This window comes from Streptomyces tauricus (assembly GCF_014650955.1).
Taxonomy (GTDB): domain Bacteria; phylum Actinomycetota; class Actinomycetes; order Streptomycetales; family Streptomycetaceae; genus Streptomyces; species Streptomyces tauricus.
In genome coordinates this window covers 25,650-38,768 of sequence record NZ_BMVY01000041.1, presented here as the reverse complement: position 1 = coordinate 38,768, position 13,119 = coordinate 25,650, and the positions used below count along the sequence as shown (strand labels likewise).

The following is a 13,119-nucleotide window of genomic DNA, read 5'->3' as shown; positions in this document are numbered from 1 at the left end:
CCTCATTGAGCGTGATCAAGCGTGATCGAGCAGGTGCCACGCATATTTATCAGACCACTTCGCTCCGACAACACCCCTCGGCCGTGATTTTCGCTGTTTTTGCGCGTAGTGGTCCGACCACCTGAGTGGTTAGACTGCGGCGCACCCGGCGACAGGAGGACATGGCGTGGACGAGAGCCTGCCCGAGGCGGCGACGACGGCCCCGGCTGCTGCACCGGCTCCGGCCCCCCAGAAGGGGACCGTGACACAGCGCGCCATCGACCGGATCAAGGCGATGATCGGCGAGGGCCGTCTGGAGCCGGGCGCGCGGCTGCCGACCGAGCGCGATCTGGCCGCGCAGCTCGGTATCTCGCGCAGTTCCATGCGCGAGGCGATCCGGGCGCTCACGGTGCTGGGCGTGCTCGAGGCCCGGCACGGGTCCGGGATCTACGTCACGCAGCTGGAGGCCGGGGACCTGCTGGAGACCTTCGGGGTGGTCGCGGATCTGTCCCGCGGCCCGCGTCTGGTCGAACTGCTCGAAGTCCGCCGGATCCTGGAGTCGACGGCGACGGCGCTGGCCGCCGCGCGGATCACCGCGGACCAGCTGGCCGAGGTGGAGAAGCACCTGACGGCCATGAACGCCACGGACGACCCGGAGGAGATCCTCTCCCACGACCTGGCGTTCCACCGGGTCATCGCGGGCGCCGCGGGCAACGAGACGATGGCGGCGATCCTGGACGGGCTGTCCTCACGGACGTTCCGGGCGCGGGTGTGGCGGGGGTATCAGGAGGAGGGGGCGTTCGAGCGGACGCGGCGGGAACACGCCGCCATCCACCGGGCGCTGGTCGCGCACGATCCGGAGGCGGCTCGGGCGGCCGCGGCGGCGCATGTGGGCGAGGTGGAGGAATGGCTCCGGAGCCAGATCCAGCCGTAGAGGTCGCCTCAGCCGACCGGCTTCACCGCTGGGCTGATGCCACTGCGCTGACCCCACTGCGCCGACGCCACTGGGCCGACTGGGCCTGACCCAGGAGGCCTGGGTGGCCCGGGCGGCTGGGGCGACTCGGGCGGCCCGCGCGGCTACGCGGTGGTGGCGATGCCGCCGTCGACGGGGATCACGGTGCCCGTCAGATATGCGCCCGCCCGGCTTGCGAGGAACACGGCGACGCCCGCCATGTCGTCGTCGCGGCCGATCCGGCGCAGTGGGGCCGACGCCGCGATCACCTCGCCGAACTCGTCGAGGGTCGCGGCCATCATCGCCGACGGGAACGGTCCCGGCGCCACGGCGTTCACCGTGACGTGCTGCGGTCCCAGCTCCTTGGCGAGCACCCTGGTGAGTTGATGCAGTGCGGCCTTGCTGCTGGAGTACGAGTAGTTGGGCCGCTGGGGGATGTGGATGGCGGCGATGCTGCCGATGTTGATGATCCGCGCGGGGTCGTCGGCGGTGCCCGCCTTGCGAAGTGCCGGCAGCAGCGCCTGGACCAGCCAGAACGGCGACTTCAGGTTGAGGTCGACGACCGTGTCCCAGGCCTCGTCCGGGAACGTCTCCAGCGGCTCGTCCCACAGGGCGCCCGCGTTGTTGACGAGGATGTCGAGACGCTCCGAGTCGGCCGTGACGAGGTCGGACAGTCGCCGGCACTCGTCGTGGCGGGACAGGTCGGCGGGGACGGCCCGCACCTCACCGAACGCGGACAGCTGTTCCTGCGCCTGAGCGCACGCGTCCGCGTTGCGTGAGCTGATGACCACGTGGGCGCCCGCCTGGAGAAGGCCACGCGCGATCATCATGCCGATTCCTCTGGTGCCACCGGTGACGAGCGCGCGCTTTCCCCGCAGATCGAAGAGTTCTGTGTGCGTGGTGAATTGGTTGTCTGCCACTTGCCGTCTTTCTCGCCGCATCAGAGATGCTCCGGGCTATCGGTCGTCCGGCTCTCGCTGAATTCGTGTTCGGCCGGGAGCCGGTACGAGATTAGGCAGCCTTCCGGGACGCCCGTGAGTCCCTGGTGATACAGGTACTGCGAGGGCCTCCCTCAGGACCCGGACGCCCACGACGCCAACAGGGCCAGATTGCCGGCGGTCGGCCCGTCCGCGGGTGCGGTGTAGACGTTCAGCTGCAGGCCGGGGTCGGTGGGCAGATCCATGGACTCGAAGTCCAGGTCGAGCCGGCCGGCCACCGGATGGTTCACCCGCTTGCTCCCGTGTCCGTGCAGGCGCACGTCCTGCGATGCCCACTGCTGCCGGAAGAGCTCACTGCCCGCCGACAATTCGCCGACCAGGTCGACGAGTTCCTCGTCGTGCGGATCGCGCCCGATTTCCATGCGCAGTGTCGCGGCCGCATTGCGGGTGATCTGGTCGTAGTCGACGAAGAACGCCTTGGCGGCGTCGGGATTCAGGTACACGAACCGCACGGTGTTGGCGGGGCGTCGGGGGTCTGCCAGCACCGGTGAGTACAGGGCTCGGCCGAGTCGGTTCATGGCGAGGACGTCGTGGCGGCCGTTGCGGATCCATGCCGGTGCGTCGGTCATGGCGTCGAGTACTTGTTGCAGGGCCGGGCGCACTGTCGCCGTGGGCCTGGGGCGGCGTCGACCGGTGGGCGCCCCGGACTGGCGCGCGAGGTGGAACAGGTGGTCGCGCTCCGCGTCGTCCAGTTGCAGGACCGAGGCGAGCGCGTCGAGCACGCCCTCGGAGGTACCGGCCAGGGCGCCGCGCTCCATACGCACGTAGTAGTCGACCGACACTCCTGCGAGGAGGGCTACTTCCTCGCGGCGCAGGCCCTTGACGCGGCGGTTGCCTCCGTAGGTGGGGAGGCCTGCCTTGTCGGGTGTGATGCGGGAGCGGCGTGATCGCAGGAACTCCTGGATCTCGGTACGCACATTGATCGTGGCGGCCATCACCTCATGGTAATCCGCCGCACAGCGGCGGGCCCGGTGGGCCTTGTCGCGCAGTTCCCCGCGCCCCTGAGGACGAAGACTGGGCCCCAGTTCACATCTGCGGGTCCGCCGTGGTTGCCCGCGCAGTTCCCCGCGCCCCTAAAAGACGAGGCCTGGGCCCCAGTCCACATCTGCGGGCCTGCCGTGGTCACCCGCGCAGTTCCCCGCGCCCCTAAAGACACGCAAGCCGGGGCGCACGCTTCCTGGCGCGGGCAACCACGGCGCGCCCGCACACGAAACCGGCCTTCTTGGGGGCGCGGGGAACTGCGCGGGTGCCCACGATCCGCCCGCAGACGAAATCGGGCTTCGCGGGGGCGCGGGGAACTGCGCGGGCAACCACGGCGCGCCCGCGCGTGCAGTCGTGGTGTGAGGGGCGCGGGTCACCGCAGTGTGTCCGCGCCCCTCGAAAACTTACGCGCGCTTCAGCCGCAGCGTCACGAGTTCGAACGGGCGGAGCTTCAGCGTGAGGCGGTTGCCGTCCCGCTCCGGACCGGCGGCAGCCGGAAGCGGGCGCTCCAGCAGGTCCGTCACCGTCACCGACTCGACGTCGAAGCCCGCCGTCAGAGTCGCCTGGCTGCGCCCACCACGGGACTCGTGGAAGCGGACGACCACGTCACCGCTACCGTCGTCGGCCAGTTTCAGCGCGGTGACCACCACCGCGTCCTGCGCGACCGTCACCAGCGGCGCGACCTCCGACGCCCCGCCGGCCACCTTCCGCTGGGGCAGATTGATCCGCCACCCCTCCCGCACCGCGTCCCCGATCGCGGCCCCCGGCACCAGCGCGTGCCGGAACCGGTGCACACCCTGGTCCGTCTCCGGGTCGGGGAAGCGCGGGGCACGCAGCAGCGAGACCCGGACCGTCGTGGTCGTACCGCCGTCCTCACGCACCGTACGCGTCACGTCGTGGCCGTAAGTGGAGTCGTTCACCACGGCGACACCCCACCCCGGCTCCTCCATGTGGACGAACCGGTGGTTGCACGCCTCGAACTTGGCCGCCTCCCACGACGTGTTGGTGTGCGTCGGCCGGAAGAAGTGCCCGAACTGCGTCTCGGACGCGTACCGCTCGGCGTGCACGTCGAGCGGGAACGCCATCTTCAGGAACTTCTCCGTCTCGTGCCAGTCGACCTCGGTGGCGATGTCGAGCCGCCACTCCCCCGGCGCGAGCGACAGCACCTGCGTGACCTTGGACGCCCCGAAGCTCCGTACGATCCGGACCGAGACCCCGTCGTCGCCGGGGGCCACCTCGTCGGCCTCGACCAGGTCGGTGACCGTGTTGCGGTAGAACTCGTCGACGTCCCACGCGTCCCACATGTTCGGGAAGTCGGGGTGGATCTGCAGCAGGTTCGCCGCCTCGCCGGGCGCGAGCGTCTCCCGGTCCGCGGCGAGGTCGAACGCGCTGACCACGAGCCCGCGCTCGTCGATCTCGATCCGCAGACAGCCGTTGTCGAGCACGAAGCCGCCGTCCGTGCGCGGCACGAGCGTGCACTCGCCGCCGACGGCCGGGGTCCGCGCACCACCGGCGGGAACCCCGTCGCGGGTGTGCGGCGCGGAGTTGAAGGCGAGGGTGGTCGTGCCCTCACCGACAAGGGCGCGCTGCGCGGCGTCGATGATGCCGTTCAGTTCTTCGGCGACCGCCTCGTAGGTCTTACGGGCCTCGCGGTGCACCCAGGCGATCGACGAGCCGGGCAGGATGTCGTGGAACTGGTGGAGCAACACCGTCTTCCAGAGCCGGTCCAACTCCTCGTGCGGGTAGGCGAACTTCGTCCTGACCGCCGCGGTCGCCGCCCACAGTTCCGCCTCGCGCAGCAGGTGTTCGCTGCGGCGGTTGCCCTGCTTGGTCTTGGCCTGGCTGGTGAGGGTGGCGCGGTGCAGCTCCAGGTACAGCTCACCGACCCAGACCGGCGCGTTCGGGTACTCGGCCTCCGCCTTCTCGAAGAACTTCTCCGGCGCCTCCCAGACCACGGTCGCCGAGCCTTCGAGGTCCCGCAGCCGGGCCGCCTTGGCGACCATCTCGCGGGTCGTGCCGCCGCCTCCGTCGCCCCAGCCGGTCGGGGCGAGGGAGTGCCGGGCGACGCCCTTGTCCTTGAAGTTGTTCGCCGCGTGGGCGATCTCGCTCCCCTTCATCGAGCAGTTGTACGTGTCGACGGGCGGGAAGTGCGTGAAGATCCGCGTGCCGTCGATGCCCTCCCACTGGAAGGTGTGGTGCGGGAACTTGTTGGTCTGCGACCAGGAGATCTTCTGGGTGAGCAGCCATTTGGAACCGGCCGCCTTGATGATCTGCGGCAGTCCGGCGGCGAAGCCGAAGGTGTCGGGCAGCCAGGCCTCGTCGTTGTCGACACCGAACTCGTCGATGAAGAACCGCTTGCCGTGCACGAACTGCCGGGCCATGGCCTCCGAACCGGGCATGTTGGTGTCCGACTCGACCCACATGCCCCCGGTGGGCACGAACCGTCCGTCGGCGACCGCCTTCTTCACCCGGGTCCACACCTCGGGCCGGTGCTCCTTCACCCAGGCCCACTGCTGGGCCTGCGACATGGCGAAGACGAAGTCCGGCTCGTCCTCCAGGAGTGCGGTCATGTTGGAGGTGGTCCTGGCGACCTTGCGGACGGTCTCGCGCAGCGGCCACAGCCACGCCGAGTCGATGTGCGCGTGGCCGACCGCGCTGATGCGGTGGGCGGAGGGGACGGCGGGAGCCGCCAGCACCGCTTCCAGCTGGGCGCGGGCGGCGGCAGCCGTGGCGCCGACGTTCTGCAGGTCGACGGCGTCGAGCGCCTTCTCCACCGCCCGCAGGATGTCCCAGCGGCGCGCGGACTCGACCGGCAGCTCGGCCATCAGCTCGCCGAGGACCTCCAGGTCGATGACGAGCTGCCACACCGTCTCGTCGAGGACGGCGAGATCCATCCGCGCCAGCTTGTACTGCGGCTCGCTGCCGGCCGTCTCCTTGTCGCCCAGCTGGGTCGGCAGGAAGGGGTGGTAGTCGAGGATGACGGGGTTCGAGGCGGCCTCGATGTGCAGGCGCACCTCCTCGCCGCCGGCGACGGGCGCACCGATCCGTACCCACTGGTTGCGCGGGTTCAGGCCCTTCACGGGGGTCCCGTCGGGGCGGTAGACGAGGCCCTCGCACTGGAAGCCGGGCATGTTCTCGTCGAAGCCGAGGTCGAGGAGCGCCTCGACGGTCTTCCCGGCCCACTCCTCGGGCACGGTCCCCGTGACCCGGAACCAGCTGGTGCCCCAGGGAGCACCCCACCTGTCGCCGACCGCCACCGGAGACGGCGTGGCCGCCAGCCCCTCCTCGACAGGCACCGGCTCGCCGGGCGCGTTCCACACCGCCACTTCCAGCGGCAGGGACTCGGGGTACACGGCGGGTCGTATGCGCTCGTCGAGCACGCGCTTGAGGCGGGCTTCGACCAGGCCGCGGTCGTCATGCATGTGGGGTGCTCCGTAACTCCGTTGTGCGGGTTGTTGCTGTTACCGGTGGTACCGGTGGTCGGCGGTCACCAGGTGTGGGTCAGGGTCGCGGGGGCCGACGCGGTGTAAAGCTCCCCAACGGCCCGCAATTCGAACCTCGTCGCCGCCTCGCCTCCTTCGGGTGTCAGTCCTCCAACGAAGAAGGCCTGCTGAGCGGTTCCGCCGAGGAAGCGCCGGGTGCCGTCGGGCAGCACCCGGTGCAGCGTGTAGTGGCGTACGCCGCCGCCGGTGCCCGCGCGCCAGGCGAGACGCAGATCGCCTCCGGAGGCGGCAGTGATACGCGCGTCGGCGGGCGTGGCCGGGGCCTGGGCGTCCTGATCGCGTACGGCCACCGCGCCGAGCCTCCATTTCACGGCGCCCCCGGTCCCGGTGAGCCTGACCCCGAGGGCGTGCACCGCGCCGCCGGCCGGCAGACCGGTCAGCCGTACGGTCGAGGTCTCCCAGCCGTCACCGGCGGTCACCGGGAAGTACGTGTACGTGTACGGCTGCCCGGGGCCGGACGGCTCGGCGGTGGCGACGGCCAGTTCGACGGTGACGGTCCCCGCATCGACCCGGTGGGTCAGTTCGACGACCGTGTCCTCGCCGGCCGGGAGGCGGGTCGAGTAGAGGTCAAGGGTGGTGGGCGCGGTCAGGGTGCCGTCGACCAGGACGCTGCTGCCGCCGCGCCACGCGTCCGCGAAGTCGAAGGTGACGGCGGGACGCCGGCCCGTCGTCCGCGTGACCCAGCGGCGGGACGGCAGCCGGTCCTGGAGACCGAGGTGGTTCCACTGGGCCGTCGACGTGACCTCGCCGTCCTCGTACCAGCGCAGTCCGTGCCCGGTGTTGAAGGTGCTCGCGAAGGGCAGCCCGGTGACGGTCGAGCGGTCGGCGACGGCGACGGCGGGCGCCCGCCAGGTGTCCGTGCTGTCGGGGCGGGCCGGATCTAGTGAACGCCCGCTCCAGAAGCGGTCGTCGGCGGCGTGGAAGTCGCCGGGTGTGCGGGTGGCGGGCAGGTGGTTGCGGGTCCACTCGGGCCGGTAGAAGCCCACCGAGACGACGTGCGCCGAGCCGCTGGGCACCATGGCGTCCCAGTTCACGGAGCGGTTCCAGCCGTTGGCCTCGACGTCGACGCCCGCCCACAGCTCGTAACGGCTGCGGCCGATCTGCTGGGCGTTCGTGCCGGAGGAGGCCAGGCTGCTCGCCGACCAGCGGAAGTCGATGAACATCGTGTCCGCGGCCTGGAAGAACACCCTGTTCTGGTTGTTGAGGGCGCCCTGCCAGCTCACCGAGCCGTTCACGGTCATGGAGTCGTACCAGGTGACGCGCTGCCCCTTGGCCTTGCTGAGCGCCTTCAGCTCAGTGAGGAAGCCGAGCATGTCGGTGGCGAGCGCCGCGTTCCCGCCGCCCGTCTCGGCGTTGACGAACCAGCCGTCGAAGCCGTACGCCTCGGCGACCGCGACGAGCTGGGCCGCCAGCGGATAGTGCCCCGCCGCGTCCTTCTGCACCAGGTCGCGGGTCCACTGCAGCTGGCCGCCGTACGCGGCGGGCGGCAGGAACACATTGCCGAGGACGGGTACGCCGTGCCGGTGGGCGGCGTCCACGATCGGCGCGTTCGGCGCGAGGATCAGGCCCTCGCCGGAGGAACCTCCCCAGAAGACCAGTTCGTCGACGTAACTCCAGTGGGTGAGCGCGTAGTAGTCGGCGGTGGCCGCGCCCTGCGAGGGGTTGCTCGCGGTGGGCCCGAAGGAGACCAGCGACTGGATACGGGCCTGTCCCGCGCGGGCCGTCGTGTTCACCGGGGTCGGGGTGAACCGCTCGGCGAGCCGCACGGACGCCGTGTTGAAGGCCAGGTCGGCGTCGGTGGCGGCGCTCCACGCCTTCAGGCTGCGCCAGGTGATGCCCGCGCCCGGAGAGCCCGAGGGGAAGGAGTCCGGGTACCAGTAGGAGGCGTACGGCTGGAGCGCCGAGGCGGCGGTGGGACCGGCCGCGGCCTCCTGACCGGCGGCGGCCGGTCCTGCCGGGAGCAGGGCGGCGGCCGCCCCGGTGCCGGCGACGAGCAGGACGGTGCGTCTGGTGGGGTTCACGAGCAAGTGCCTCCTTGTGGGAGTTCTTGTTTCCTGTGGGGGTCACGGAACCTGAGGGACCACCGAATCCGGGAACCACCGAATCCGCGGGACTACGGAAGCTGATCCGGGGTGACGACTTCGGTGATGCCTCGTGCCGTGAGGTGCTCCCCGTCGCTCGCGCGGGACGCGAGGACGGTGGTCGGTCGGGCGCCGTCGGCGGTGAGCCGGAAGAACGCCTCGAACACCGGTCCGCCCGGCGCGCAGACGGAGCGGCCGGCGGGGTCGTCGGGGACGACGAGCGCGGTGGTACGGACCTTGGGCGCGGAGGGGTGCTCGCGGGCCGCCCCGGCCGCCCGGGCCAGCGCCCGCGCGCTGGCCTTGGGGCGGCGGTCGTTGCTCAACAGCCCGAGCCCGTATTCGAGTTCGGGGAAGTCGACGAGATCCCGGGACACGTCGTGGGAGCACCACCAGGTGATGCCCCAGAGGTCCGGGCAGTCCAGGGCGTTCGCGACGGTCGCCTCGGTGAAGGCGGCGGCGTGCTCGGCGGGGACCAGCGGCGCGGGCGCGCCGACCTCCTGGAGCCAGACCGGGCGCGCCGGGTCGTCGGCCCAGGCCTTGCTCAGCTCGATCAGGTAGGCGGCGTGGTGTTCGGTCGCGACGCCGGTACGGCCGTGCCGCTGGGCCGTGCCGTTGAAGACCCACGAGTGGACGGCGGTGACCGCACCGCGCCGTGCGGCCTGGGCCGGGGTGAACGGCATGTCGTCCTGGTACCAGGCCGCGTCGTACTCCGCGTGCAGGTGCAGCTTGCCGGGCGCGCCCTTCTCGCAGGCGGTGAGCATCCGCTCCAGCCAGGTGTCGATCAGGCCGGCCGTCGTGCGGTCGGGGTCCGGGTGGGGGCCCGCCGAGAACTGGTTGATCTCGTTGCCGACGGTCATGCCGATGAAGTTGGGCCGGTCGGCGAGGGCGGCGGCGAGGGTCCGCAGATACTCGGCCTGCCCTTCGACGACCTCGGGGTCGGTGAAGAGGTTGCGCCGGTGCCAGGTCTGCGTCCAGGCGGGCAGGAAGTCGAAGCTCGACAAGTGACCTTGCAGTCCGTCCACGTTGACGTCCATACCCCGTTCGGCGGCGGCGTCCGCGAGAGCGACGAGCTGTTCCACGGCACGCGGGCGGATCAGCGAGCGGTTCGGCTGGAAATAGGGCCAGATCGGAAAGACCCGTATGTGGTCGAGGCCGAGTGCGGCGATCGAGTCGAGGTCGGCGCGCACGGAGTCGAGATCGAAGTCGAGCCAGTGATGGAACCACCCTTCACTCGGGGTGTAGTTGACGCCGAAGCGCACGGCAGAAGACATCCGGGAGTCCTAGTCCTGTTTCTGTGGTGCGTACGTGGGGGGGGTGTGCGGGCTGTTCGCCATCGGGGGTGCCCTCGACGGCGAACAGCCCCTGACAACGGGCTGCTATCGGCGCAGGGCGCCCCTTGCCGGCGGCCACCCCGCGACACGGCCGCCGCCCTTCAGGGGCAGGCGACCGGTCACCGCGCGTGGTTCGCACAGCTCGCGGTCGGTGGCCGCGGACCTCACCCCTTCACCGCTCCCTCGCCGACCCCGCGGAAGAAGTACCGCTGGAGGCAGGCGAAGAGGGCGATCAGCGGCGCCACCGCGATGATCGTGCCCGCCGCGACGAGCCGTTCGTCGTTGGCGAAGGTGCCGTGCAGATAGTTGAGACCGATGGTCAGGGTGAACTTGTCCGGGTCGCTGAGCACGATCAGCGGCCACAGGAAGTCGTCCCAGGCGCCCATGAAGGCGAAGATCGCGACGACGGCGAGGGTGCCCTTCACCGAGGGCAGCGCGATCCGCAGGAACCGCTGCCAGGTGTTCGCGCCGTCGACGAAGGCCGCCTCCTCGATCTCGTACGGCAGATTGAGGAACGCGTTCCTCATCAGCAGCACGTTCATCGCGCCGATGCACCCGGGGAGCACCACCCCGATGAGCGTGTTGTTCAGGCCCAGCTCACGCATGGTCGTGAACTGGGCGATGATGATGCCCTCCACGGGCACGAGCATCGCCAGGATGAACACGAGCGTGGCCACCTTGCGGCCGCGGTAGCGCAGCCGGGCCAGCGCGTAGCCCGCGAGCGCCGCGCCGACGCAGTTCGTGACGACGTTGGCGGTGGCGACCTTGAGGGAGTTGAAGGCGTAGTCCCAGACCGGAATGGTCTGGGCGACCCGGTCGTAGTTGTGCAGGGTCGGTTCGCCGGGCAGGAACTTGGGCGGCGAGCTGAAGATGTCCTCGGTCGGCCCCTTCAGCGAGGTGGACAGCTGCCACAGGAACGGCCCGACGGTGAGGGCCAGGACGGCCAGCAACAGCAGGTAGCGCAGGGCGAGTTCCCAGACCCGTACGTGCTTGCCGTGCTCGTCGGTGACGCGCTTCCCGCGCCGGCGGCGGGGCACGTCCACGGCGGCCGGCACTGTCTCGCGGCTCTTCTCGGCGATACTCACGCGTCCTCCTTCCGGTCGGCGCGGAGCACGAGCAGCATCAGCGCGACGGTGACGACGAAGACGACGACGGAGATGGCGGAGGCGTAACCGACCCGGCCCGTGAGACCGGTGCCGGTGCGCTGGACGAGCATCACGAGCGTGGTGTCCTCGCCCGCGGGGCCGCCGTCGGGCCCTGCCATCAGGTACACCTCGGAGAACACCTTGAAGGCGGCGACCGAGGAGAGCGCGCCGACCAGCACCATCGTGGAGCGGACGGCGGGCACGGTGACGGTGAGGAAGCGGCGGACCGCGCCCGCGCCGTCCACGGCCGCGGCCTCGTGCAGCTCGCGCGGCACGTTGGCGAGCGCGGCCAGGTAAATGATCATGTAGTAGCCGAGGCCCTTCCAGACCGTGACGGCCATGGCGCTCCCCAGGAGCAGCCACTGGTCGCTCAGGAAGCCGACCCTGCCGACGCCGATCGCCTCCAGCAGCGAGTTCACCAGGCCGCGTTCGTCGAGCAGCCACACCCAGATGAGGCCCACCACGACGATGGAGGCGACGACCGGGGTGTAGAAGGCCGACCGGAAGAAGGCGATGCCGGGGATGTTCTTCTGGACGAGGAGCGCGAGCAGCAGGGGCAGCAGGACGAGCGCGGGGACGACCCCGACGACGTACAGCGTGCTGTTGCGCAGGCCGATCCAGAACATCTCGTCGTGCAGCAGCTCCCGGAAGTTGGCCAGGCCCACGAACTCGCCGGGGATCAGGGTCCGGCGGTCGGTGAAGGCGTTGACCACGGTCGAGACGAACGGATAGAGGATGAAGATCCCCACGACCAGCAGTCCGGGGGCGGCGAACAGCCAAGGGCTGGTCGGCAGTTGGCGCCGGACGCGGGCGGCAGTGGTACTGGAAGGACTCGTCATGTCGGTCAGCCCTGCTGCTGGAGCAGGCGGTCACACGCCTTGACAGCGTTGTCGAGAGCTTCCTCGGGGCTCACCTTGCCCTGCAGCGCCTTGGCGACGGAGTTGCGCAGTTCGGTCTTCATCTGCTCGCTGAACAGCACCGGCGTGTAGTTGACGGCGTTCTTCAGGGACTTGGCGGCGGCAATCCGCACGCGGGTCTCGTCGGTCCCGTCCTCCTTGGTGAAGTACGGGTCGTCGAGCGAACCGGCCGTGCTCGGGAAGATCGCGACCTTCTTGGCGAACGACATCTGGTTCTGCGCGTCGGTGACGAAGTGCGCGAAGGCGACGGCGGCGGGCTTCCGCTTGGTCTGCGCGTTCACCATCACGCCCATGACGTACATGTTGACCTTGCCGGTGCTGGTGATCTGGTCGGTGATGCCGATGTTCTTGTAGAGGTTCGGCGCCTGCTTCTTGAAGTTGCCGAGGTCCAGGGCGCTGCCCGGGTTCATGGCGACGGCCCCGGTGAGGAACTTCTTGCCGGACGACTCGGGGGTGGCGGTCAGCGCCTGCGAGTCCAGAGCCTTGGCGTCGTACAACTCCTTGTACCTGGTGAGGAGTTCCACACCCTTGGCGTCGTTGAAGGCGAAGCCCGTGCCCTCCTTGTTCATCAGCTCGACGCCGTAGCGGCCGAAGTCCTCGATGGTGGGCACGTTCGCCAGGGTGGCGACCTTGCCGTCGCTCTTGTCGGCCAGCTCAAGGGCGTTGTCGAAGAGTTCGTCGTACGTCTTCGGCGGCTTCGAGGCGTCCAGGCCGGCCTCCTTGAACAGCGACTTGTTGTAGAAGAGCGGGCCGGTGTTCAGGTACCACGGGAAGGCGTACGTGCCCTCCGTGCCCGGTATCTCGTGGCTGGCCCACGCACCCGGCAGGTACTCCTTCTTGTACTTCGCGGCGGCCTTGTCGAGGTCGAGCGCGAGGCCCGCCTTGGCGAGCGGGGCGACGAGGTCGGGGGAGACGTTCACGACATCGGGCAGGGTGCCGCCGGCCGCGTCGGCGCTGATCTTGTCGGCGTAGCCCTCGGCGGGCTGGTCGACCCACTTCACGTTCGTACCGGGGTACTTCTTCTCGAAGTCCGCGACCAGGCCCTCGAAGTAGGGCTTGAAGTTCGCCCTCAGGTTCCAGGTCTGGAAGGTGATGTCGCCCTCGACCTTGCCGGAGGCGTCCGTGGAACCGCTGTCGTCACCCCCGGAGCCGCAGGCGCTGAGCGGCAGGACCAGGGCGACGACAGCGGCGGCGAGTGCTCTGCGAGGCATGCGCACGGTGACCGGGCTCCT

At 70.1% G+C, this 13,119-nt stretch carries 9 protein-coding genes; 1 reads left to right on the top strand and 8 read right to left on the bottom strand.

What is annotated here, in order from left to right; all coding sequences use genetic code 11:
• Positions 1 to 166 precede the first annotated feature (166 nt).
• Positions 167 to 913 (top strand): FadR/GntR family transcriptional regulator, encoded by a 747-nt coding sequence (locus IE278_RS36515; protein ID WP_246571257.1) that lies wholly within the window; start codon positions 167 to 169, stop codon positions 911 to 913.
• 143 nt (positions 914 to 1,056) lie between these two features.
• Here the strand turns inward: IE278_RS36515 and IE278_RS36510 are convergent, their stop codons facing one another.
• The 8 genes from IE278_RS36510 to IE278_RS36475 all read right to left on the bottom strand — a co-directional run bounded on the left by IE278_RS36510 (position 1,057) and on the right by IE278_RS36475 (position 13,098).
• Entirely contained in the window at positions 1,057 to 1,851 is a 795-nt protein-coding gene (locus tag IE278_RS36510) for an SDR family oxidoreductase (protein WP_189779118.1), read from the bottom strand.
• A 152-nt stretch (positions 1,852 to 2,003) separates the two neighbouring features.
• A complete protein-coding gene (locus IE278_RS36505) occupies positions 2,004 to 2,864 on the bottom strand; it encodes a helix-turn-helix transcriptional regulator (RefSeq protein WP_189779116.1) in 861 nt (286 codons plus the stop codon).
• A 450-nt stretch (positions 2,865 to 3,314) separates the two neighbouring features.
• The gene (locus IE278_RS36500; protein WP_189779114.1) at positions 3,315 to 6,332 is read right to left on the bottom strand and encodes an alpha-mannosidase; all 3,018 of its coding nucleotides are present in this window, start codon (positions 6,330 to 6,332) and stop codon (positions 3,315 to 3,317) included.
• A 65-nt stretch (positions 6,333 to 6,397) separates the two neighbouring features.
• Positions 6,398 to 8,434: an endo-beta-N-acetylglucosaminidase gene (locus tag IE278_RS36495; RefSeq protein WP_189779112.1), complete on the bottom strand. Its 2,037-nt coding sequence runs from the start codon at positions 8,432 to 8,434 to the stop codon at positions 6,398 to 6,400.
• Between the two features lie 92 nt (positions 8,435 to 8,526).
• A complete protein-coding gene (locus IE278_RS36490) occupies positions 8,527 to 9,765 on the bottom strand; it encodes a glycoside hydrolase 5 family protein (protein WP_189779110.1) in 1,239 nt (412 codons plus the stop codon).
• A gap of 224 nt (positions 9,766 to 9,989) precedes the next feature.
• Positions 9,990 to 10,910 (bottom strand): carbohydrate ABC transporter permease, encoded by a 921-nt coding sequence (locus IE278_RS36485; RefSeq protein WP_373312187.1) that lies wholly within the window; start codon positions 10,908 to 10,910, stop codon positions 9,990 to 9,992.
• The gene (locus IE278_RS36480) at positions 10,907 to 11,809 is read right to left on the bottom strand and encodes a carbohydrate ABC transporter permease (RefSeq protein ID WP_189779107.1); all 903 of its coding nucleotides are present in this window, start codon (positions 11,807 to 11,809) and stop codon (positions 10,907 to 10,909) included. Before IE278_RS36480 ends, IE278_RS36485 begins: the two co-directional genes overlap by 4 nt.
• A gap of 5 nt (positions 11,810 to 11,814) precedes the next feature.
• Positions 11,815 to 13,098, bottom strand: a complete 1,284-nt coding sequence (locus tag IE278_RS36475) for an ABC transporter substrate-binding protein (RefSeq protein WP_189779173.1) — start codon at positions 13,096 to 13,098, stop codon at positions 11,815 to 11,817.
• Positions 13,099 to 13,119 lie beyond the last annotated feature (21 nt).